Here is a 21,951-nt window from a genome sequence, read left to right as displayed (position 1 = left end):
AGTGCAGGCGATACATTAATGGTAATCAAATAGATTACCTTTTTTACTCTTTTTTTAATTTTATTATTATTGATGGTTTAATCTTTTTTGGTGTTTTTAAAAAATGAAAAAAGAAAAATAAGTTAATATTTTTTTTATTGGGACATTTTATATGCGTCGTATGCAGCATATAAGTCGTAAATAAGTGCTATAATGTAAGTTATAGTGCCCATTCCGAATATATATCCTAGGATAAATCCTAATACTATTGCAATCACAAAGAATATTATCCCTTTTTTAATATCTCCGGCGTAAGCTTGACCTAAACCCGGAATGAAAAAGGACAATATTGCTGCGAGTATAGCATTTGCCATATTTTTTACCTCCATTTAACTAGTTATTACTTGATATAATCATTAGTATTAATAAATCTTTTCTTTAATTTTTCCTTAAATTTATTAACCCTTTAGATTTAATATTCATATAACAAACTATTTGTCGTGATAACATGAAAGATATTTTTGACGAATGTCAGTTAGGTAATTTAAAATTGAATAGTAGAATCGTTAGAACTGGAACTTGGGAAACCGAAACCGAAGATGGTGGGTTTTTAACCCCCGCAATCTATGACAGGTATGAGGATATTGCAAGTAGCGGTACAGGTTTGATTGTATCAGAAATCTTCGCGCTTGACCATAAGGATAGGTTTTTCCCATATTCAGCTAATTTAAACTACAGGGGCTTTATAAAAGATTATCAAATGGTTGCTGACATTGTTCATAAGTATGATGTTCCGATTTTGGGGCAATTGGCGTTTTTTTACTATGATGACGGTGAAAATCAAAAAGTTGAGGCCAATGACATTTCACAGGAAGGAATCAGAAAGCTGCAAGCGGAAGTTATCATGGCTGCTAAAAAATTCTCTTTTGCAGGTTTTGATGGTATTCAAATTAATATGGGCAATAATTTTTACCTTGCAAGATTCATGAATCCATATTTCAATCAAAGGGATGATAAATATGGTGGAAACACTGAAAACCGTGTAAGAATCTCTTCTGAAATAATCAAAGTAATCAAAAAGACAATGGATTTGCATGTAAGCTGCAGAATCAATCCTTGGGATGTTAGAAAAGGGGGAATTACTGCAGATGAAAGCATAGCTATTGCACAGGAATTAGAAAAATCAGGTGCCGACAGCATCCAATTGACTGCACGTACAATATCTCAGATTTATGATAAGGGAGTAAAACATCCGTTTTTAGTTTATGTTGACGATTTGATTGATGCTGTTGATGTTCCGGTCATATTGGGAGGATCTCTAAGGGAAATGGCTAAAATCAATGATGTGTTAAACAATTCAAAGGTCGAATTCGTTTCCATGTCAAAGCCGTTTGTAGCTCAAGCTGACTTTTTAGCGGATTGGAAGAAAAACGGAGATGGTGTAGCGATTTGTCAAAGCTGCAATAATTGTTATAGTAAAAAAACCAGTACCTGCTTTAAATATTAAAAAGTAAAAATAAAAAAAGTTCTTTAAAGAATAAATACTATTCTTTAAAGATTCATTGAATTACGCTATATTTTCAAATCCTTTGGTAGCAAGCAATCTTGTAAATGATCCGTCAGGTTTCATTACAATATTTCCTTTAGTATATTCTTTTACAGCAGCTTCTACCATAGTGCTTTTCTTGGTAGGGTCTTTACTAGCATTGGAAAGGGCTTTGGTCAATACCATAACTGCATCCGCTCTTGACATTGTTCCCTGAACATTTTCATTGCCCGGATATCCGTTATATGCATCGTTTTCACGGACAATATCTGTTGCACTAAGGGTAGTTTCTTCACCATCCACATAAAGTGGCCTGATGGAGTCAATAATATTGTCGATACCTTCATCATATACGACAACTACTGCATCGGCATGCATTCCGGTATGATATTCGACAATTTCCGCTGCATATTGCATACCTGAATCAAGACCGTCCCAAAGGCAGTCGTGCAGCATCATATTTCCACCAAGGCCGCCTGGAGCGGGTTGTGACGGGTGATACATTTCTCCAGGATAAACTGGAGTATAGTTTGCCAGACTTCCGTTTTCTAGGTGAACCATATATGCCATGTCCACTCCCCCGTTGGACTGCTCATATTTGTCAGAAGCTAAAACCAGTATGTTCTTATCTTCATAGGTTAAGTCCGGACCCATGAACAATGCTCCGGCAATTACGGCCAATAATCCTATAAGAATAACCACAAGAATAGCTATTATTAGTTTTTTTGTCCTTTTCATTTCAATTCCCATGCCTTTTATTTAAAATTTATTATTTGAATAATATAATTGACATATAAAGTTATTTAAATTAAATTATATAAATTTTTAGAATTGTTGCACTGATGCTTTCCATGCACTTCATTTTTTGTAAACACAATTTTAATATAATATTTGGTGGCATATATTTAATCATGGCAAAAAATGATAGAAGTGGCGTAAATCCATTTACCGGAAAAAAGCATTTTGATATTGTTAATGATGACAAATTCCTTGAACAATCATATAAAGAATATTATGCCGTAATCAATAAGGCACAACTTTTGGACAATACTCCTCAGGGACAGGCCGTTAGAAAGGTGGCTGTAAATCTAATCAATGCAGTCCAGGGGTATTTAAGTGAAATCGGCCGGCTTGATTATATAAAGGATTATTATGATTGGGATGTACATCTGATTGCGGACAATACCGTAAATGCTTTTTGCATGCCTGGAGGTAAAATTGTAGTGTTTTCAGGCATTCTTTCAGTTGCAAATACTGAAGAGAGAATTGCATTTATCCTTGGTCACGAAATGGCTCATGCACTTCTAGATCACTCAAGAACAAGAGCTAGCGCTCAAAGCGCTCAAAATGCCATAACTTCAGCCGCTTGGATTGGCAGCTTTGCAATGGACCTTTTCGGATTGGGAGCAATCGGAGAGTTGACAAGAGCGGCCACCAATGTTGCAAGCGTAGGATCCCAATACTTTTTATTGAATCCATGGGGAAGGGACCAGGAACTTGAAGCGGACAGGTTAGGAATGATGATAATTCATTGGGCAGGTTATGATATCAAACAGATTCCTGCATTTTGGGAGGCAATGTCATCAAAAAACTCTAATCAGAATGATTTCTTCTCAACTCACCCGTCTGATTCCAAAAGGATTGCTGCAATGAATAATTTGATTGTTGAAATCGAAAATCAAACAGATTTCCACTCAAAACCAGTCATAGGCACTAATCAAACTCCCACCGATGAATTCAAGAAGCCTGATGATGGCGAAAGCGGTGTTCGCTGTTCAAAATGCGGAGCTCCTGTTGATGCCGATTCCAAATTCTGTACAAACTGCGGAGCCAAATTTGAATCCAAGACAAAATGCCCTAAATGCGGAGCGCCTATTGGTGAAGGGGATACCTTTTGCACAAATTGCGGCAACAAGCTTTAGAGGGAATATGTTTTATGAATGATGATGTTTTAAGATATGTTAATAAGTCTTCCTATAGAGTTAAAGTCTTAAAATCTCTTGGTGAAGATGTGAAGATGCCCAAAGAAATCGCATCTGACAGCGGCATATTGCCTAATCATATATCTAATGTATTAAGGCAATTAAAAGAAAAAGAGATTGTTGAATGCATCAATCCTGAAGTTAGGAAAGGTCGTCTTTATAGGTTGTCTGATGACGGATTAAATCTATTAAACAGCCTTGAATAACTTTTTTTACTTTTTTTTTACTTTTTTTATTTTACTCTTTTTTTACCTGTTTTTTCGTGTTATTCAGAAACATTTATATACTATCAAGTAGATAATATATTGTGTATAAGTTACTATTAAACTATTAATAAATAGCTTATAACTAAACATCAGGATGTGAAAAAACCTGAAGGATTTACCTCAAAACCAGGATTTAGATTTGATATTTTTAATCGACAGGAGCGGGTCAATGCATGGCTCTGAAGATGACACAATTGGAGGATTCAACTCTTACATAGAAACAGAAAGGAAAAAAGAGTTAAACACTAACGTAACAACCATTCTTTTTGACAATGGATACGAAGTGCTATACAAAAGAAAACCAATCAATGATGTTAAGGAATTAACCCGTGAAGAATATTATGTAAGGGGATCAACTGCACTTTTGGATGCAATAGGAAGAACAATAACCTCTCTTGATAAGGAAATCGACAACAAGGTTTTGTTTGTCATAATGACTGACGGTATGGAAAACGCATCAATTGAATTTTCAAAAACCCAAATTAAGAATATGATTGAAAATCATACTTGGGAATTCATTTTCATCGGTGCAGACATCGATTCATATACAGAAGCCGGCCATATCGGAATTAAAAGAACCCACGTAGCCAATTACAGAAAATCACGTGATGGTTTCAATAGGGCATTCAGGTCTGTAGAAAATGCAACAATGAGTTTAAGGGATAATATTTCCTTAGAAGAATCCGACTGGAAAAGAGAATTAGACGAATATGACTAGATTTCATATTCCATTTTATCTTTTATGCCTACGTTTTTAAAAGCTCTTTTTCTTCTCATACAGCTTTCACAAACACCGCATTGTTTATCTCTGCCATCATAACAAGAGTAACTCAATTCAATTGGAGCACCGATATCTAAACCTAATTCAACAATCTCCTCTTTATTCAAATCAATTAATGGTGCTTCAATTTCTATTTTTTCAGGTGAGCCAACATCAATTAAATCATTAAAAGTTTCTAAAAATTCTTTGGAATTGTCTGGAAATGTGGCTGCTTCTTCATAATCCCAACCAACAATGATTTTTTCGGCTCCAATGCTTTCAGCATAAGAAACTGCAATTGATGTAAAAACCATGTTTCTTGCCGGAACCCAAACGCTGCTGGCGCTTTTTGCACTTTTTTCCAAATCGTCCAAGTCGTTTTCCGAAAGCTCTGGAATTTCTTCGGAGGTGTTTAAGCTGGAATTGCTTATTCTGGCCAGCCATGGAAGGTCAATCACTTCATGAGTCCAGCCCATTTTGCTGCAGATTTCCTTTGCAGCCTGCAATTCTCGCCTAAAAGCCTTTTGACCGTAATCAAATGTTATTGCATGGATTTCATAGTCGTTTTTGAAAACGCTTGTTGCGACAGTGCAATCAAGACCGCCGGATAAAACTGAAATGGCCTTTTTCATTTGATCAGCTCTTTAACTTTTCTCAAGGCAAGCCCGCTATCTTCAGCGATTTTTCTTAAATCCTCATATTCCGGTCTTTTTGAGATTACTTCGCCGTTAATGTATCCGATTTTAAAGGTAACTTCATATTCCTTACCGTTTATTTCGACGGTTTTTTTCTCAAATTCCCTTTTTGCAATTCCCCTGTGAATGTTGGGCGTAATTCTTATGCCCAGACTTCCGGTTTCGCTAAAGATGGTTTTGACCAGTTCATCTCTATGTTCTTTTCTGGAGACTACTTTTAAAAGGCTTCCCTGTCTGTTTTTTTTCATTATTATCGGAGTAATTGAAACGTCAGAAGCTCCTGCATCAAGCAATTTATTAAATAGGTATCCTATTTCTTCACCGGTCAGGTGGTCTATGTTTGTTTCAATGACATCAATTTTGTCGCTTTCACAAATGTCATCGCTTTCGATTATCCTTAAGACATTCGGATGGTCAAAATCTTTCCTTCCAGCACCATAGCCCATATTTTTAGGTTTTATTTGTGGGATGAAATCCTTTATCTCATCACAGATTTCCATATAGATTGCACATCCTGTTGGTGTTGCAAGTTCGCTTTCAACCGGTCCGCCAAGTATTTTTGCATCTTTTACAATTTCCAGAACGGCAGGCACTGGAATAGCTAATATTCCATGATCGGTTTTCACTGTTCCGCCCCCAACAGCTATCGGAAGGCCTATGACATTTTGTTTATCCAAATTCAAACTATAATAAGCATAAATTGAACCTATCACATCCGCTACAGCATCACTGGCTCCGACTTCATGAAAATGTATTGTTTCCAAATCTTTTCCATGAACCTTGCTTTCGGCCTTGGCTATTCTTTCAAATACCTTAATTGAAGTTTCTTTAACGTTTTCGTCCAAATCCAAGCTGTCAATCTTTTCAATGAATTCGGGATATGCTATAGAGTGTTTATGTTCAAGCATTTCAACATGGCAGAATGTAGATTCGAGTCCATGTTTATTTATCTTTTCAAAAGTAACTTCTACTCCTCCAAAATCTTCGGCGGATTTTTCCATAACTTCTTTTAATTTGTCTGCATTGGCTCCTAAATCAACAAATGCACCTATCAACATATTTCCTGCGATTCCACTTCCCTGTGGGTCAATAATAATTGTCATAATATGAGTCCTTTTTCAATGTATAATATAAATTTAAATTAAATAATTTATATATATTATCAATAGGCATAACTGAAATTCGATGTCATCGAGAAAGATAATGTAATCTGCATTTTACAGTCGCATGTCTAAAATATTTGAGGAATAATTATGGAAGATGATAGCTACTTTGAAGATGAGGAATTTTCACCAATCAGGTCCATTTTAGGACTTCTGACATTCTCAACAATATTGCCGATAAAGGTATATACTTCAATCGAGTACATGACCAAGCTGACTTGGTGCTGGCCATTTCTGCATTTATTCATAGGCATTTTGGCTGCCATTTGCGGTTATGTCTGTATTGAATTCCTTCATCTGAATTCATTTTTCACTGCAGCAATTGTTTATGCATTCTTAATGATCATTACAGGTTATAATCATTTGGATGGTGTGATGGACATGGCCGATGGCGTTATGGTTCATGGAGAGCCTGAACGTAAAATCAAAATAATGAAAGATCCTTCAGTTGGTGCCGGCGGTGTCGCAACTTTGTTTTTAGTGGCAAGCCTTACAATTGCCGGAATTTATAACATTCTCGATTATAATTTCTTAGTTGGCATTATCATTTGTGAAATGGCGGCAAAAACTTCATTGATAACAACCGCACTGCTGTCAATACCTTTAACTCCGGGAATTGGAAGCTATTTCATTCGTGAAACTAACCTTGCCAATTTCTTCGCTTCAACAATAATCGTAGCATGCATTGCAGGATTGCTTGGCGGCATGGTGGGCATAGTGGGTGTTGCAGGAGCATTGGTGAGCGGAATCATAATAGCAGTTATTGCAAGGCGCAATTTTGGCTTGGCAAATGGCGATGTTCTTGGAATGAGTAATGAAGTGGGCAGGCTATTCACATTATTATTCATGACAATAACTTTATATTATATATAAACTAATTTTACAAGTTTAAATCAATATTGAAGTTTAATGAGCGATTAATTTATTAATCAGGTGGTGTATAATACTACTTGATGAGTTATCACTTATAGTTCTATACATATATTTCACCTCCATTGTTTTTAGGCATATTAATCAATTCATAAAATTCAAATTTCATAAGTGGTAACTTCATCTTAAAAGCAAGCAAATTATTATATATTTCAAATTCAAAATATTAGATTATTATTTTTGGAATTGTTGATATTATGAATGTTAATGTTTTAAGATTGGACCACAGATTGAAAAGGGATACTCGTATTACAACCCACGTGTGTTTAACTGCCCGTGCGTTCGGAGCAAGCAAAATCTACCTTGCAGGAGAGCGAGACAACAAATTGATGGAAAATGTAAGGGATACTGCTTCAAGATTCGGAGGAAATTTCGAAATAGAATACGCTGAAGGCTACATGAGCGTCATCAACAAATGGAAAGCGGATGGCGGGAAAGTCGTTCATCTTACAATGTACGGGTCTCAAGCTCATGAAGTGGCTCCTGAAATTCGTGAGGACGGGTCTGATATTTTAATCGTTGTCGGCGGTGCTAAAGTCCCTGGAAAAGTTTATAAGGCTGCTGACTGGAATGTTTCCGTTACAACCCAACCGCACTCTGAAGTCTCATCACTGGCGGTATTTCAACATTTGCTGATGGACGGCAAGGAGTTCGATTTGGAATTTGAAAATCCTGTGCTCGAAGTCATTCCGAATGCTCATGGAAAAACAGTTAATATCCACAATGAAAATCGCTAAGAGATGAAATCATCCAATCTTTTAATCGCTTTTAATTTTTCATCTTTTTTTATTCTAGCTTGGTCAATGGCATCCCTAATCGTTTGGATGGAGTTGTCATAAACTTCCCTGTCAACTGGATATGGAAAACCGTCTTTTCCTCCATGCGTGAAGCTATATTTTACAGGATCTTTCCAGCTTGCAGGTTCGCCATATACCAAATCTGAAATCAATGCCAATGCCCTTATCTTTTTAGGACCGATTCCCTGAAGCAAAATCAGTTCCTCATAATTTTCAGGCTGTATCTCCCAGGCTTTTGTCAAGACTTCAAATTCCTTATCTGAAATGTCCATGTCAAGAACAGGATGATGGGCAGGCATCGTAAAGTCTTCCAGAAGCAACTGATTATCTTTTCTTTTGAAGTATTGCCTTAAATGATTGGGATTGTCATTGATTAAATCAACGCTTATCTTTTGCGCTTCTTCGCTGTCTTTTGAAGACATGTTCAATGTTTGGGGAGTTATCTTATCGCATGAAATTCCGCTGTGAGGGTCATTCAGGAGCTTGTCGACTTCACTTCCCAGCCAGTGGTATCTGCGGGCATATTTACTTTCGACATTCAGTCCCTGCTGGACAACGGCCCAATCCCCTTTCTCGGTTATGAAAAAATTGTGCTGGTATAATGTGTATCCGTCCTGAATGCATGAATTGTCTATCTTAGCGGATAGTTTGCTTGTCTCGACCAGTTTTTCCGTTGTTTTTGTTTTCAAATTAAACACTTCACCGGCGTGTTCAATTCCTTGCGGTGTTCTTCTGGATTTGGCCCCTTTGCCTCCAGTCAAATATATTCCATGCTCTTCAGGGGATAGTGATGCTTTCAGAGCGCCTAATGTGGTGGTGGTTGTTCCGGAGGAATGCCAATCAAAACCTAAAACACAGGAGAATGCCTGAAACCAGTAGGGATTTGATATTCTGTTTAAAAATTCGGCTAAACTGTACTCTTCAATGATGACTGAAGCTAGCGCTCCGGATAGCTTAACCATTCTTGAAAATAGCCATGCCGGCGGATGGCCTCCGTGAAGTGGTAAATTGACTGCTCCTCTTCTTTGCATGAATAATTATATTTTTCTTATAAATATTATTGTTTTAGGAAGAGCATTTGAAAAGTATTTGAAACATTTTAATTAATTTATGCAACATTTATTTTTTACAATATTTTTCATATAAACAAAACTTTAATAAATGATTGTAACTATAAATTATAATGTTATATTTATTAACAAATTATTTAATCAAAATTATTAAGGAGCGTAATTACTATGGCTATAGATAACGGAGATTTTGTAAGAGTAAATTTTACAGGTAAAATTAAAGAAACTGATGAAGTATTCGATACTACTTATGATGAAATTGCACAGGAAGCCGGAATTTTCGATGAAAACAAAACTTACAAAGCAATTCCTATTGTTGTAGGTGGAAACCACTTATTGCCTGCTATTGAAGAAGCAATTAAAGGATTAGAAGCAGGTGAAACCAAACATATTGAAGTCGATTCCGATAACGCATTCGGTCCAAGAAATCCTCAATTGATTCAATTAGTGCCTATGAAAGAATTCAAAAAACAAGGCATGACTCCTTTCCCTGGAATGAGAATCACTTCCGAAGGATCAACCGGTAAAATATTAACCGTAAACGGCGGAAGAGTAAAAGTCGATTTCAACCACGAATTGGCTGGAAAAGATTTGATTTATGATGTTGAAGTATGTGAAGTCATCGAAGATGATGCAGAAAAAATCAAAAGCATGATTGAGTTACACTACTCTAATCCTAACGTCGACATTGACAAAACAGAAATTGACATCGTTGACGGCGTTGCAAACATCAAATTAGATGAAATGTCCAAATTCGACCAACAATCATACATGGACATTACCTTTGCAAGATTCAGAATAGCTAAAGACATCTGGGACAACATCGATGAAATTACCAAAGTCAATTTCGTAGATGAATTCGAAAAAAGAGAAGAATCCTCAGATGATGAAGAAGAAGACGAATAAGTCTTTTTCTTAAATACTTTTTCCATCCTGGACTGCTACAATTCCAGGAATTTTTTCTACTTTTAACTCAAACATGGCTTCCATGCCCTCATTTTCAAATAGAACACAGTTTTTTTTTAAAACCTTATTCGTTAATAATGCTGCAACCGGTGGTGTTATTACAAAAATAGAATTGTTTTCCTTCAGTGATTGAATGGTTTTTTCATTTAACATTCCTTTGCCAATGTGAATTTTCACGCCATGTTCACTTAAAAATGGGATTGAAGACTCAATTTCCTCTTTGCTGCTTGTTGTTGGTGCGATTCCCGCTTCGCTGAAGGCAGTGTGCATAATGACCATTCCATCAACCTCAAATGGTACCTTATCCTGTTTGATCAATTCAACAAATTGCGGAAGGGCAGCGTCACGGCCAGTATAGATTGTTCCGGAAATGGCAATTTGGTCGCCTACTTTAAGTTGAGATAGGTCTTCATCAGTAATTGGGGTAGTTAAATGTTTCATGATTAATTATTTTTCTTTAATAATTTTAAAATTTTTGAATTTATCACGATTTTTAATAAGATATTTAAATGTTTATTAACATAAATAATATACATTCTAGATTTAGTTATCAAGAATTGTTAGGAGATTATAAATTGATTATTATTGACGAAAATTTGTGTAAAGGATGTCATCTTTGCTTATTTATGTGTTATCAGAATGTATATGCAATATCTCCTGAAGTTAACAAAAAAGGAGTACAGTTACCTTTCACTAAATTTGAGGAAAGATGTACTAAATGTGGTACTTGCGAAATCGCATGTCCAGATCAAGCAATCACTGTTGATTTGCCTGAAAATTGGTGGATGAACAACGAAAAAGATATTAACTTTAATCCTAATTTCACAAAAGGGGAAAAGTAGGTGTTAAAATGGCTGAAGAATTATTTATTCAAGGAAATGAAGCATGTGCTAAAGGAGCAATAGCTGCAGGTTGCAGATTCTTTGCGGGTTATCCGATTACTCCATCTACAGAAGTTGCAGAAACTTTGGCTCGTGAATTGCCAAAAGTTGGAGGTTCATTTGTTCAGATGGAAGATGAAATTGCTTCCGCTGGAGCCATTATTGGTGCTTCATGGGGCGGAACCAAATCAATGACAGCAACCTCAGGTCCGGGAATATCATTGATGCAGGAAAATATAGGTTACGCATTCATGAGTGAAACTCCAATCGTCATCGTTGATGTTCAGAGGGGTTCTCCTTCAACAGCTCAACCTACTATGGCATCACAAAGTGACATGATGCAAGCCCGTTGGGGATCTCATGGGGATTATGAACCAATAGCATTGTCTCCGTCAAGTGTTCAAGAGTTCTTTGATTTTACAGTTAAGGCATTTAACTTAGCTGAACAATTCAGAGTTCCGGTTTTAGTCATGGCTGATGAAGTTATAGGGCACATGAGAGAAAAAATCATTATAGATGACAATATCGAGATTGTTGCCAGAAAAAGACCTGAAAAAAGTGACGATTACTTGCCGTTTGAAAATATTGAAAACGGAACAACCCCTATGCCGGCATTCGGTGATGGATTTAATATACATGTAACAGGATTGACTCACGATGAAAGAGGCTATCCAGACACTAACAACCCTGAAACCCATCATAATCTTGTTAAAAGAATCTGTGATAAGGTTTTAAACAATAAGGATAAGATCTGCTCTGTAAAAAGTGAAAATTGTGAAGATGCAGACATTGTCATTGTTTCTTATGGAGCTCCTGTAAGGTCTGTTGTCGAAGCGGTAAGTAAAACAGATAAAAAAATAGGATACATTAAGATTGATACTCCATGGCCTTTCCCAGATGAACAAATCAAGGAGTTAACAAGTAATGCTAGTGATATACTTGTTGTAGAAATGAATTTAGGTCAAATGTACTATGAAGTTGACCGTGTAATTAAAGATAAAGATGTTCATTTGATGGGAGTGATTGGTGGCTTATTGCCTACCCCTGATGAAATATTAGAAAAAATTGATGAAATAGGAGGAAACTAAGATGACTAAAGAAAATAGATTTCTCCCATATTTAAGAGAAGACAGATTGCCTCATATCTTCTGTCCGGGTTGTGGAAATGGCGCTATCATCAACGCATTTTTAGCAGCTATGGAAAAGGCTGAAATGGACTTTGATAATATTGCGATGGTTTCCGGAATCGGATGTTCCTCAAGGATTCCGGGTTATTTGAAATGCGATTCCCTGCACACCACTCACGGAAGGGCATTGAGTTTCGCAACCGGTTTGAAAACAGCCAATAAGGATTTGGATGTTGTAGTATTTACTGGAGATGGTGATGCGGCTTCCATTGGTGGTAATCATTTGATTCATGCGGCTAGAAGAAATATTAATTTAACCGTTATCTGTATAAATAATAATATTTATGGCATGACTGGTGGTCAAATCAGTCCTACATCTCCTAAAGGCAGTTTCGGAACAACTGCACCATATGGTAATCTTGATAATCCGTTTAACTTGGCTGAACTTGTTGCGGCTGCAGGTGCAAGCTACTCTGCAAGGTGGACAACAGTTCAAATTGAAAATCTGGTACTTTCCATTAAAGCAGGATTGAAAAACCCTGGATTTTCATTCATTGAAGTCGCAACCCAATGTCCAACTTACTTTGGTCGTAAAAACAAACTCAAAACTCCTACTGCAATGGCGGCTGTCATGAAGGCAAATACAGTATTCAAATCAGCTGCAGATAGGATGAGGCCAAAAGAGTTGGAAGGCAAAATCGTTGTTGGTGAATTTGCAAATACCCAAAAAGACGAATTCACAGAAAATATTGATAAAATAAGTGTGGAAAAATTCGGTAAGAAGACTCTTATCAATTCAGCATATGAAACAGAGCTATAGGTGGATAATATGAGAACTGAAATTAGAATTTGTGGATTTGGAGGTCAAGGAATTATTCTTGCAGGCATAATTTTAGGTAAGTCTGCAAGTCTTTTTGACGGTAAAGAAGCTGTTCAAACCCAATCTTATGGTCCGGAAGCCCGTGGTGGAGCTTCCAAATGTGAAGTTGTTATTAGTGATACTAAAGTCGATTATCCTAAAGTTCAAAGTCCGGATATTTTAGTTGCAATGTCCAACGAAGCTCTAGTTAAATATATTGTGGATTTAAAGGATAACGGAACTTTAATTGTCGATCCAGGAACAACTGATGTTGAAGATGTAAGGGATTTTATTGAAGAGCATAACATTAAAGTTTATGAAGCTCCTGCTACAAAGACAGCTACTGACGAAATCGGACTTAAGATTGTAGCAAACATTGTTATGGTCGGAGCTATTACAAAAATTACTGGAGTTATATCCAAAGAAGCTGCTATTAAGGCTATAGAAGTCAGTGTTCCAGCAGGAACTGAAGAAAAGAATATTAGTGCTTTTGAAGCAGGATATGCTTTAGCGGAATAGGTGTTAAAATGAGATTTTTTGAAAGCGTAGCAAAACAAATTTTTCAAAAGGAAGGCATCCCAATTTTAGAAGGGCATGTTGCAAATTATCCTGAAGAGGCTATGGCCATTTCTTCAGAGATGAATGTTCCTGTAGTTGTTAAAGCACAAGTTTTAACTGGTGGTAGAGGTAAAGCAGGAGGTATCAAATTTGCCGATAACCCTGGGGAAGCTTTAAAAATCGCCGAAGAAATTTTACAAATGGAAATTAAAGGCGAAAAGGTAAACCATTTATTGATTGAAGAAAAAGCAGAAATCTTAAATGAATTCTTTGTAACCGTTTCAGTTGATAGGGGTGCTAGAAGACCTGTAATTTTAGCAAGTAAAGAAGGTGGGGTTGAAATCGAAAACTTGGCTAAGACAAACCCTGAAAAAATCATTAAATATTATCCTAATCCTTTACTTGAATTCTTACCATACGAAGCGCGTGAAGTTGCACGTAAAATGGGAGTTTCATCCGAGTTGATTTCTCCTATGGGAGAGATAATCTGGAAATTGTATAACGTATTTGAAAAATATGATGCAGATACTGCTGAAATCAACCCGTTAGTCTTAACACCGGATGGCCTGATTGCCGCTGATGCCAAATTGGTTGTTGAAAACGATTCCCTATACAGACATGAAGATTTGGTTCAAAGGATGCACTATAAGAAAAAAGCGGTCGACTTCGTTCAATTGGACGGGGACATTGCCGTCATAGGTAATGGTGCAGGTTTGACTTTAACCGCTATGGACATGATTAAGCTTAATGGCGGGGAACCGGCAACATTCCTCGATATCGGTGGTGGAGCTTCAGAACAAATCATTAACCAAGCTTTAAACATTGTATTGAACTATGATCCTGTTAAAGTCGTTTTCTTAAACGTTTTAGGTGGAATCACTAAAGCGGATGATGTCGCTCGCGGTGTAATCAAAGCTTTGGAAGATGTTGATCGTGATGTTCCTATCGTTATCAGATTAACAGGCACCAACGAAAAAGAAGGTCAAAGGCTTTTAGAGGAAGCCGGAATTCCATATGAAACTTCAATGGAGAAGGCAGCTAAAAAGGCTGTTGAGCTCTGTGAAGAAATAAAGGCGGAAGGTAAATAAAATGAAATTCTTTGCCATTAATGGTTCTCCAAGACCAAACTGCAATACAGCACAGCTATTGGATAAGGCGCTGGAAGGCGTCAAATCAGTCTATCCCGATGCGGAAACCGAAAGGGTGAATTTATATGATTTCCCGTTCCATGGCTGCAGGAGCTGTTTTGCATGCAAAATAAAGAATGGGAGACATTATGGCAGATGCGTTCAAAACGATGATTTTAAACCTATTCTAGATGAAATTGTTAAGGCGGATGGTGTTATTTTAGGCTCACCGATTTATTTCAGTGATGTAACCGGAAATATGAGATGCTTTTTGGAAAGATTCATGTTCCCGTTCATTGCTTACAGCAAAACTGAAACTGTTGAGCATAAAAAAATGCCAATTGCTTTCATTTACACTATGAATGCGTCTGATGAGCTTTCACATCAAATTGGATATCATAGTATTCATAATCATTTTGAAATGGCTTTGAGCATGGTGTTTACAAGACCTGAACATCTCTACGTCCATGAAACCTATCAGTTTAAGGACTATTCAAAATATGTTTCCGATTCTTTTGACGAAGCTGAAAGAAGACAAATTCGTGAAAACAGATTTCCAAAAGATTTAGAAAGTGCATTTGAACTCGGTAAAAAAATAGCTATTCGAGCAGAACAACACGACTGACTTCAGATTCATTTACTAATTCTTTACCACACTTTTCTCCTATTTTTTGAGCAAAACTTTTAACCTCATCAAACGATGGCATATTGTCCAAGGCTAATCTTTCACGTGAAGAACCGACAAACATATATGCCTTGACTTCCACAAAGTCAGGGTCAGCTTTTTTTATTAGTTTTGCATATTCTTCAGGGTGTTCCATATTTCTTCCGCGAACGCAGGTATTCCTTATGCATGTACGTGAGTCAAAACTGGCAAGTGTTTCCAGTGATTCATTTAAATTATCCCAAGCATTGCTTATTCTAGGTCTGCACACATCATTGAATATTTTCTCGCAAGGCGCATCCAAGGAAAGGTATAGTTGGTAGGGATCATTTTCCAGATTCCTTAATCTGTCAACGCATTGGCCGTTGCTGACCACAAATGTTGTAAAGTCTCTTCTGTTAAACTCGCCGATCAGCTCATCAATCTTTGGATAAAGTGTTGGCTCTCCCGCAAGAGAAATTGCAGCATTGTTTGGATTTTTCATTTCTTCCAATTTCTTTTTATTTGCTTTGCTGTTCCCATAAAAGCCACATAATAAATTGTTTTGCGCTTTAATCGCTTCATCGACTATGGTTTTTGGATTGTCATATTCATCATCTTTCCAGCTGGTTTGTGTGTATGTCAGGTCTCTCCAGCAGAATTCGCATTCCTGCTGGCAGTTAGGAACTGCAGGTGACATCTGCAGACATCTGTGGGACTGGATGCCGTAGAATTTTTCTTTATAGCAAACTCCCTTGTCTGAAATGCTTTGACGAGTCCAATGGCAAGTTTTAACGGCTGCATGACCGTGTTTGCCTACAAATCGATATCCGCTTTTTTCTAGTTTTTCAATCTGGCTTTTATTGAATGACATAAAATCAAATTAATTTTTAGTTTTGTTAGTATATACATTTTTTTAAACCGGAATAAATTTAATAAATATTGAACAATATTGTAATTTATTAATCAAAAACTTAAATATGTTTATTTATTATATTATTTATTATGAGATTATGGAATAAAAATCAGGAAAAATTATTTTTTATGGATAGCAAAAATGTGGCTTTTATAAATCAGCTGTTCTACAAAACCGATGACGGCAGATATTTGGCATACTGGCCTAAAGGATATAGGGGTCCAAAATCAACACTGCAGTCCCGAAATTCATTGATAGGCAATTTCACCGAAAATTGGGTTTGCAATCTGTTCAATGCGCTGATTGATGATGAAAATCTCCATGTCGTTAGGCAGGCAAGAATTCCTTCCCTTGGAATCACTTCAAGGTCTCCGGCAGACATTGTCATTGCAACGGAAGATAAAAAAGTTTTAAAGCCTGGTGAAGTAAAAGTAATATTTGAAGTTAAAATGTCTCTGGTGTGGAATTGGCAATATGATGTAGATTCTGAAGAAATCAGGGAAGTTGGCGATTTCAGAACTCATCAGGGAAAGCCAAGCTTTACACGTTCGGATTCCATTTTGAAAGCCATTGGCAAATGCATTGACATAAGGGTTTCAAATTTCGAGTCTTCAAAAATACCCATAATAGTTTTAGGAAATGCGCCTTTATCCAACGGGTTTTCCAAAAAGGCAGATCATCTGAAAAGTGCAGGCATAATTCAAGGATTTTGGTCGTTGAATCCTTTTCCGCTAAATCATGGAAACACCCGAAAATCCACTCCGAAAAGGGGTTTTGTCAGGTTTGACAATACAGATGAGTTAAGATTGCATTTGAATCGCTTGTTTGATAACGATTTGAATTTCTTTTCTGGAATGGAAAATAGTGAAGTTCTGGGTAAGTACATAGAAATGGCCAACATGGAAGAAAGTTATGAAAATAAGGGATTGAAATTTTTAAATCTCATAAAGGGGTCTTGAATTGGTAAGGAAAACTCAAACTGCAGCATTCGGTTCTGTTTTAAGGGAGTCTCATAGTTCAAAAAAATTTTACAGCTCAAAACTGTTTGAAGAATTTAAAATTCCAAAAAGCATTGAATTCAAGGAATCCAAAATCGAAAAAGAGGATTTAAACAAGCTATATTGCAAATCCAGTGAAAGGATGGATGAAATTCCCGACAACAGCATTCATCTGATGATAACGTCCCCGCCGTATAATGTTGGAAAGGAATACGATAATGACTTGACTTTGGACGAGTATCTTGATTTGTTGACTAGCGTCTTCAGCGAAACCTATAGGAAACTGGTAACCGGAGGCAGGACTTGCATCAACATAGCAAACCTTGGAAGAAAGCCATATATTCCGATTCATGCGATGGTCATTGAAATCATGCTGGATTTGGGCTATCTAATGCGCGGAGAAATCATTTGGGATAAGTCCGCCAGTGCCGGAGGGTCATGCGCATGGGGAAGCTGGATGTCAGCTTCAAATCCTGTCCTTCGGGATTACCATGAATACATATTGGTCTTTTCAAAGGAATCTTATTCAAAAAATAATGCTCAAGAGAAGAAGGATACCATAAAGCATGATGACTTTATCCAATGGACAAAAAGTATTTGGACATTTCCGGCAGTCAACGCCAAAAAGATTGGTCATCCCGCTCCGTTTCCAATTGAACTTCCTCACAGGCTTATAAATCTTTACAGTTATGAAGGTGATGTCATTCTCGACCCGTTTTGCGGCAGCGGAACAACCGCAATTGCAGCGATACAAAATAAAAGAAATTACATTGGTTATGATATCAAAAAGGAATATATAGAGTTGGCCGAAAAAAGAATTTCCAATCAAAAATTTATTTAATAGTTATGTTATATATAATTATTAAAGAGTTATTTGTGGGATTATTATGGACACACCAATTGTGATATTAAACTATAAAACCTATTTGGAATCAAGTGGTATAAATGCTTTAGAACTTGCACATGACTTGGAAAGCGCTGCTAGCGAATCTGGAATCACTATGGTTGCAGCTCCTCAGGCAGCAGATATCTATAGAATAAGTGAAGAAACTTCACTCCCTATTTTTGCACAACACATCGATCCGATTGCTCCTGGAGGACATACAGGTTCTAATTTAATCAATACATTAATCGATGCCGGAATCAGCGGCTCTTTGATTAACCATTCTGAGAACAGAATGAAATTGGCAGACATTGATGAAGTTATAAAACTATGTAAGGAAAACGATATTGAATCATGTGTATGCACCAATAATATTGAGACTTCCAAAGCAGTAGCAGCCCTTGGTCCGGTCGCCGTTGCTGTTGAACCGCCTGAACTTATAGGCACTGGAATTCCCGTATCTCAAGCACAACCGGAAGTTGTTGAAAACAGTGTTAAAGGAGTAAAATCCATCAATAAAAAAGTTAAGGTTTTATGCGGTGCTGGAATAACAACTGGTGATGACATGAAAGCCGCAATGGATTTAGGTGCTGACGGAGTATTGCTTGCATCCGGAATCATCAAGGCGGAAAGTCCAAAAGACGCATTGATTGATTTGGTAAGTAAATTATAGAGTGGGAATATGGTTGAATTTAATACAATTGACGATTTTGATGTTGAAGACAAGACTGTGCTTGTCAGAGTTGATATTAATGCACCGGTAGACCCTAGTTCTGGATTGATTCTTGATGATACCAGATTGAAATTGCATGCCCAAACAATCAGGGAACTGTCTAATAAAGGCGCAAAGGTTGTACTTATTGCTCATCAAAGCCGTCCAGGCAAGAATGACTTTACAACTTTATCCCAGCATGCCGATGCCCTTTCTGAAATTCTGAATCTAAGGGTTAAATATGTTGATTCTTTATTCTCCAGTGCTGCTAAAGAAGCCATTAATGACCTAAAACCACATGAAATTCTTTTACTTGAAAATGCACGTTTCTTTTCAGAAGAAAACCTTTCAAGAACTCCTGAAGAACAGTCAAAAACATTGCTCGTAAGAAATTTATCCCCATTAATTGATTATTTTGTAAATGACGCATTTGCTGCAGCTCACAGATCTCAGGCTTCCTTGCTCGGATTTACCGTAAATACCCCATCTGCTGCAGGCCGTGTGATGGAGCGCGAGTTGACAGTAATTCAAGATGCTTTGGATAATGTTCAACACCCATGCGTATTCCTGCTTGGTGGAATGAAACCCGATGACTCTATTGAGGTTATGGAAAACGTATTGAACAACGGCACTGCCGATGCCATTTTGACAACAGGAATTGTTGGAAATATTGTATTATGGGCATCCGGTGCGGATATAGGTCAAGTCAATAGGGATTTCATAGCAAGTAAAGGCTATGAGGACATGGTTGAAAAATCAAAAGAATTGATTGAAAGATTTGGTGATAAAATTAAATATCCTATCGATGCAGCCTGTGAAATAGATGGTGAAAGGGTAGATATTGACGTTGGTGAAATTCCAAATGAGGCTATCTTTGACATTGGTGTAAAAACCATTGATTTATATGCAAAGGAAATCAGGGATGCTAAGACAATATTTGCAAATGGACCTGCAGGAGTATTTGAAGACCCTAAATTCGCAATGGGTACCGAAGACTTGATTAATGCTATTGCAAACTCTGAAGGCTTTTCAATTATAGGTGGAGGACATATTGCAGCCGCTACAGCTGGGCTTGGTTGTGAAGATCAAATGAGCCATGTAAGCAGTGGTGGTGGAGCTTGTATCAGCATGTTGGCTGGTAAAAAGTTAGCTGCTGTAGAAGCTTTAAAAAACAGTAAAAAATAATTTTTTTTACTTTATCTTTTTTTTAAAAAAATAAATTAGCTATTAAATATATTTAATAGCTCTTGGGATGCTTTTTTAGGATCATCAGCACTCATAATTGCACTTACAACAGACAATCCTGCAATTCCAGTATCTTTTAGTTCAGAAGCATTTCCATGATTAATTCCTCCGATAGCAACTACTGGAATATCAATTGAATCAACAACTTCTTTTAATTCTTCTTTTGTAACTGAAGGGGCATCATCTTTAGTGGCTGTTGGAAACACTGCTCCTGTTCCAATATAATCCGCACCATCTTTTTCGGCCTTTTGAGCTTCATTGACAGTTGCCGCTGAAACGCCAAGTATTTTATCTTTGCCGATTAATTTTCTTGTAACATCACAAGGCATGTCAGATTGTCCGACATGAACTCCATCGGCGTCGATGGCAAGTGCAATATCTACTCTATCGTTAATGATGAGTGGAACATTGTATTTTGTTGTAATTTCCTTAACTTTCAATGCCAAATTATAAAAGTCTAAAGTATCGGCTGTTTTTTCCCTTATTTGAACAACAGTCACTCCGCCTTTTATTGCTTCTTCAATTGTATTTAAGAATTTTTCTACATCATCACTTTTATCGGTGACTAAGTATAGTGATAAATCTAATTTTTTCATAGTATCTTAATGTTTGATTTTTCTTTTAATATTTCGCTATCTGTTTTGTAGAGATAATCAATTAAATATGCTCTAAACGAACCGGTTCCTTCATCTTTTTCTTCAACTTTAGCTCTTGCTCTTTCACCGGCAATGTTCATTGCTAAAATTGCTACTAAACTGCCTTCTAAAGGTGTGGATCCTCCAATACAACTTCCTACGATTGAAGATAACATGCAACCGCTGCCTGTTATTAAGGGCATCATGTCATCCCCATTATCAATGGATATTGTGGTTTCGCCATCGGTTAAAATGTCAATAGGTCCGCTTGCAAGTATTGTTGTATTTAACTGGGATGCTAATTTGGCTATCAAATCAGCATTTGCACTTAAATTTTCTTCAGTAATGATATCTGCAATGTTTACGTCAACGCCTTTTGCTGTGTTACTTCCATCTAATACTCCAACTAAATTTGCAATTGCTTTTATTTCACTAATATTTCCTCTAATTGCGGTAATATGGTAATTTTCAATCAAATCTAATGTTGTTCTGTTTCTAAGTTGAGTTACTCCAACTCCTACTGGATCCAAGACAATTGGGGTGTTGGTTTTATTTGCGGCAGCACAACTTATTTTCATAGCTTTTATCTGGTCTTTGCTTAATTTGCCGATATTTATCACTAACGCATCTGCTATGGTTACTACTTCTTCAAGTTCTTCTGCATCCTCTGCCATGAATGGGGATCCGCCAATTGCAAGAACTGCATTTGCACAATCGTTGATTGTCACTGAATTTGTTATACAGTGTGTTAATGCATTTTTTTCTCTGATTTTGCTTAAGGTTTCATCGATTTTTTCTAGTAAATCGGATTCGTTATTTATCATGATTATTAATTATAATTTTGTAATATTTAAATTTTAGTAAGAATATTTCTTATTTATAGTAAAGTATTTAAGTGACTTGGCACATAAATTATTTTGTTATATGATATTTTCTTTTGCCTCGGTGGCTCAGTCTGGTAGAGCGCGAGACTTGTAATCTCGTGGTCGCGGGTTCAATTCCCGTCCGGGGCTTCTAATTTATGCGAATTATATAAATTTTTCATGAAATTATAGTTATTATAGTAACATTTATATACTGGTTTGCATAGATTATTATTAGTATCTTATCTACATGCTAATAGTGTGTGGGTCCGTAGGGTAGCTTGGTCGATCCTTTGGGCTTTGGGAGCCTGAGACTCCGGTTCAAATCCGGGCGGACCCATTTTCCCGCC

Annotated in this window: 26 protein-coding genes and 2 tRNA genes; 19 read left to right on the top strand and 9 right to left on the bottom strand. The window is 36.8% G+C overall.

What is annotated here, in order from left to right; all coding sequences use genetic code 11:
- Nucleotides 1-134 precede the first annotated feature (134 nt).
- Nucleotides 135-353 carry a DUF6677 family protein gene (locus tag ACJROP_RS06750; protein WP_406534716.1) on the bottom strand — a complete coding sequence of 73 codons (219 nt, stop codon included), beginning with the start codon at nucleotides 351-353 and terminating at the stop codon, nucleotides 135-137.
- 134 nt (nucleotides 354-487) lie between these two features.
- On the opposite strand from ACJROP_RS06750, the gene ACJROP_RS06745 reads away from it, so the two are divergent.
- Nucleotides 488-1,486, top strand: a complete 999-nt coding sequence (locus ACJROP_RS06745; RefSeq protein ID WP_406534715.1) for an NADH-dependent flavin oxidoreductase — start codon at nucleotides 488-490, stop codon at nucleotides 1,484-1,486.
- Between the two features lie 60 nt (nucleotides 1,487-1,546).
- Here ACJROP_RS06745 and ACJROP_RS06740 read toward each other — a convergent pair whose 3' ends face one another.
- Nucleotides 1,547-2,263 (bottom strand): DUF4012 domain-containing protein, encoded by a 717-nt coding sequence (locus ACJROP_RS06740; protein ID WP_406534714.1) that lies wholly within the window; start codon nucleotides 2,261-2,263, stop codon nucleotides 1,547-1,549.
- Between the two features lie 173 nt (nucleotides 2,264-2,436).
- Here ACJROP_RS06740 and ACJROP_RS06735 point away from each other — a divergent pair, with 173 nt between their 5' ends.
- From ACJROP_RS06735 to ACJROP_RS06725, 3 genes are all read left to right on the top strand, one after another.
- The gene (locus ACJROP_RS06735) at nucleotides 2,437-3,447 is read left to right on the top strand and encodes a M48 family metallopeptidase (RefSeq protein ID WP_406534713.1); all 1,011 of its coding nucleotides are present in this window, start codon (nucleotides 2,437-2,439) and stop codon (nucleotides 3,445-3,447) included.
- 14 nt (nucleotides 3,448-3,461) lie between these two features.
- Complete coding sequence (locus tag ACJROP_RS06730) at nucleotides 3,462-3,713, top strand: transcriptional regulator (RefSeq protein WP_406534712.1); 252 nt, start codon at nucleotides 3,462-3,464, stop codon at nucleotides 3,711-3,713.
- Nucleotides 3,714-3,942: 229 nt separating this feature from the next.
- Nucleotides 3,943-4,491, top strand: a complete 549-nt coding sequence (locus tag ACJROP_RS06725; protein ID WP_406534711.1) for a VWA domain-containing protein — start codon at nucleotides 3,943-3,945, stop codon at nucleotides 4,489-4,491.
- On the opposite strand, the gene queC is transcribed toward ACJROP_RS06725, so the two are convergent.
- Together queC and larC are read right to left on the bottom strand one after the other, a co-directional pair.
- Entirely contained in the window at nucleotides 4,488-5,165 is a 678-nt protein-coding gene (gene queC, locus ACJROP_RS06720) for a 7-cyano-7-deazaguanine synthase QueC (RefSeq protein WP_406534710.1), read from the bottom strand. The genes ACJROP_RS06725 and queC overlap by 4 nt on opposite strands.
- Nucleotides 5,162-6,331 (bottom strand): nickel pincer cofactor biosynthesis protein LarC, encoded by a 1,170-nt coding sequence (larC, locus tag ACJROP_RS06715; RefSeq protein WP_406534709.1) that lies wholly within the window; start codon nucleotides 6,329-6,331, stop codon nucleotides 5,162-5,164. Before larC ends, queC begins: the two co-directional genes overlap by 4 nt.
- A 150-nt stretch (nucleotides 6,332-6,481) precedes the next feature.
- On the opposite strand from larC, the gene cobS reads away from it, so the two are divergent.
- A complete protein-coding gene (gene cobS, locus ACJROP_RS06710; protein ID WP_406534708.1) occupies nucleotides 6,482-7,264 on the top strand; it encodes an adenosylcobinamide-GDP ribazoletransferase in 783 nt (260 codons plus the stop codon).
- 251 nt (nucleotides 7,265-7,515) lie between these two features.
- Complete coding sequence (locus ACJROP_RS06705; protein WP_406534717.1) at nucleotides 7,516-8,058, top strand: tRNA (cytidine(56)-2'-O)-methyltransferase; 543 nt, start codon at nucleotides 7,516-7,518, stop codon at nucleotides 8,056-8,058.
- Here ACJROP_RS06705 and ACJROP_RS06700 read toward each other — a convergent pair.
- Nucleotides 8,055-9,149 (bottom strand): DUF763 domain-containing protein, encoded by a 1,095-nt coding sequence (locus ACJROP_RS06700; protein WP_406534707.1) that lies wholly within the window; start codon nucleotides 9,147-9,149, stop codon nucleotides 8,055-8,057. The two genes, ACJROP_RS06705 and ACJROP_RS06700, sit on opposite strands and share 4 nt — an antisense overlap.
- Before the next feature lie 207 nt (nucleotides 9,150-9,356).
- Between ACJROP_RS06700 and ACJROP_RS06695 the strand changes: the two genes are divergently transcribed.
- Nucleotides 9,357-10,094: a peptidylprolyl isomerase gene (locus tag ACJROP_RS06695; RefSeq protein ID WP_406534706.1), complete on the top strand. Its 738-nt coding sequence runs from the start codon at nucleotides 9,357-9,359 to the stop codon at nucleotides 10,092-10,094.
- A 9-nt stretch (nucleotides 10,095-10,103) separates the two neighbouring features.
- On the opposite strand, the gene ACJROP_RS06690 is transcribed toward ACJROP_RS06695, so the two are convergent.
- Nucleotides 10,104-10,595: a fumarate hydratase C-terminal domain-containing protein gene (locus ACJROP_RS06690; protein ID WP_406534705.1), complete on the bottom strand. Its 492-nt coding sequence runs from the start codon at nucleotides 10,593-10,595 to the stop codon at nucleotides 10,104-10,106.
- A gap of 134 nt (nucleotides 10,596-10,729) precedes the next feature.
- On the opposite strand from ACJROP_RS06690, the gene ACJROP_RS06685 reads away from it, so the two are divergent.
- The 6 genes from ACJROP_RS06685 to ACJROP_RS06660 are packed head-to-tail and all read left to right on the top strand — an operon-like array spanning nucleotide 10,730 to nucleotide 15,331.
- Entirely contained in the window at nucleotides 10,730-10,996 is a 267-nt protein-coding gene (locus ACJROP_RS06685; protein ID WP_406534704.1) for a ferredoxin family protein, read from the top strand.
- Nucleotides 10,997-11,004: 8 nt separating this feature from the next.
- Complete coding sequence (locus tag ACJROP_RS06680; protein WP_406534703.1) at nucleotides 11,005-12,123, top strand: 2-oxoacid:acceptor oxidoreductase subunit alpha; 1,119 nt, start codon at nucleotides 11,005-11,007, stop codon at nucleotides 12,121-12,123.
- A gap of 1 nt (nucleotide 12,124) precedes the next feature.
- A complete protein-coding gene (locus tag ACJROP_RS06675; RefSeq protein ID WP_406534702.1) occupies nucleotides 12,125-12,982 on the top strand; it encodes a 2-oxoacid:ferredoxin oxidoreductase subunit beta in 858 nt (285 codons plus the stop codon).
- Nucleotides 12,983-12,991: 9 nt separating this feature from the next.
- Nucleotides 12,992-13,540: a 2-oxoacid:ferredoxin oxidoreductase subunit gamma gene (locus ACJROP_RS06670; RefSeq protein ID WP_406534701.1), complete on the top strand. Its 549-nt coding sequence runs from the start codon at nucleotides 12,992-12,994 to the stop codon at nucleotides 13,538-13,540.
- Between the two features lie 8 nt (nucleotides 13,541-13,548).
- Nucleotides 13,549-14,667 carry an ADP-forming succinate--CoA ligase subunit beta gene (gene sucC / locus ACJROP_RS06665; protein ID WP_406534700.1) on the top strand — a complete coding sequence of 373 codons (1,119 nt, stop codon included), beginning with the start codon at nucleotides 13,549-13,551 and terminating at the stop codon, nucleotides 14,665-14,667.
- Between the two features lies 1 nt (nucleotide 14,668).
- Nucleotides 14,669-15,331 (top strand): flavodoxin family protein, encoded by a 663-nt coding sequence (locus ACJROP_RS06660; protein ID WP_406534699.1) that lies wholly within the window; start codon nucleotides 14,669-14,671, stop codon nucleotides 15,329-15,331.
- Here ACJROP_RS06660 and twy1 read toward each other — a convergent pair.
- On the bottom strand, nucleotides 15,306-16,223 hold the full coding sequence (gene twy1, locus ACJROP_RS06655; RefSeq protein ID WP_406534698.1) for a 4-demethylwyosine synthase TYW1: 918 nt from the start codon (nucleotides 16,221-16,223) through the stop codon (nucleotides 15,306-15,308). The two genes, ACJROP_RS06660 and twy1, sit on opposite strands and share 26 nt — an antisense overlap.
- 170 nt (nucleotides 16,224-16,393) lie before the next feature.
- Between twy1 and ACJROP_RS06650 the strand changes: the two genes are divergently transcribed.
- From ACJROP_RS06650 to ACJROP_RS06635, 4 genes are read left to right on the top strand one after another with little or no spacing between them, the layout of a single operon-like run.
- Nucleotides 16,394-17,224 carry a hypothetical protein gene (locus ACJROP_RS06650; RefSeq protein ID WP_406534697.1) on the top strand — a complete coding sequence of 277 codons (831 nt, stop codon included), beginning with the start codon at nucleotides 16,394-16,396 and terminating at the stop codon, nucleotides 17,222-17,224.
- A 1-nt stretch (nucleotide 17,225) separates the two neighbouring features.
- Nucleotides 17,226-18,104 carry a DNA-methyltransferase gene (locus tag ACJROP_RS06645; RefSeq protein WP_406534696.1) on the top strand — a complete coding sequence of 293 codons (879 nt, stop codon included), beginning with the start codon at nucleotides 17,226-17,228 and terminating at the stop codon, nucleotides 18,102-18,104.
- Nucleotides 18,105-18,150: 46 nt separating this feature from the next.
- Nucleotides 18,151-18,819 carry a triose-phosphate isomerase gene (tpiA, locus tag ACJROP_RS06640; RefSeq protein WP_406534695.1) on the top strand — a complete coding sequence of 223 codons (669 nt, stop codon included), beginning with the start codon at nucleotides 18,151-18,153 and terminating at the stop codon, nucleotides 18,817-18,819.
- A gap of 9 nt (nucleotides 18,820-18,828) precedes the next feature.
- Nucleotides 18,829-20,043, top strand: coding sequence for a phosphoglycerate kinase (locus tag ACJROP_RS06635; protein WP_406534694.1), 1,215 nt, complete (start codon nucleotides 18,829-18,831; stop codon nucleotides 20,041-20,043).
- Nucleotides 20,044-20,078: 35 nt separating this feature from the next.
- On the opposite strand, the gene thiE is transcribed toward ACJROP_RS06635, so the two are convergent.
- Together thiE and thiM are read right to left on the bottom strand one after the other, a co-directional pair.
- A complete protein-coding gene (gene thiE / locus ACJROP_RS06630) occupies nucleotides 20,079-20,699 on the bottom strand; it encodes a thiamine phosphate synthase (protein ID WP_406534693.1) in 621 nt (206 codons plus the stop codon).
- Nucleotides 20,696-21,562: a hydroxyethylthiazole kinase gene (thiM, locus tag ACJROP_RS06625; protein ID WP_406534692.1), complete on the bottom strand. Its 867-nt coding sequence runs from the start codon at nucleotides 21,560-21,562 to the stop codon at nucleotides 20,696-20,698. The genes thiE and thiM overlap by 4 nt, the downstream gene beginning before the upstream one ends.
- 115 nt (nucleotides 21,563-21,677) lie before the next feature.
- On the opposite strand from thiM, the gene ACJROP_RS06620 reads away from it, so the two are divergent.
- Both ACJROP_RS06620 and ACJROP_RS06615 read left to right on the top strand, forming a co-directional pair.
- Nucleotides 21,678-21,751 (top strand) — tRNA-Thr (locus ACJROP_RS06620).
- A 115-nt stretch (nucleotides 21,752-21,866) separates the two neighbouring features.
- Nucleotides 21,867-21,941, top strand: a tRNA-Pro gene (locus ACJROP_RS06615).
- Nucleotides 21,942-21,951: the final 10 nt, after the last annotated feature.

It is taken from the genome of Methanobrevibacter sp., from assembly GCF_045220775.1.
GTDB lineage: Archaea > Methanobacteriota > Methanobacteria > Methanobacteriales > Methanobacteriaceae > Methanocatella.
Note: the sequence above shows the minus strand (reverse complement) of the source record. Positions and strands in the feature narration are given on the sequence as shown.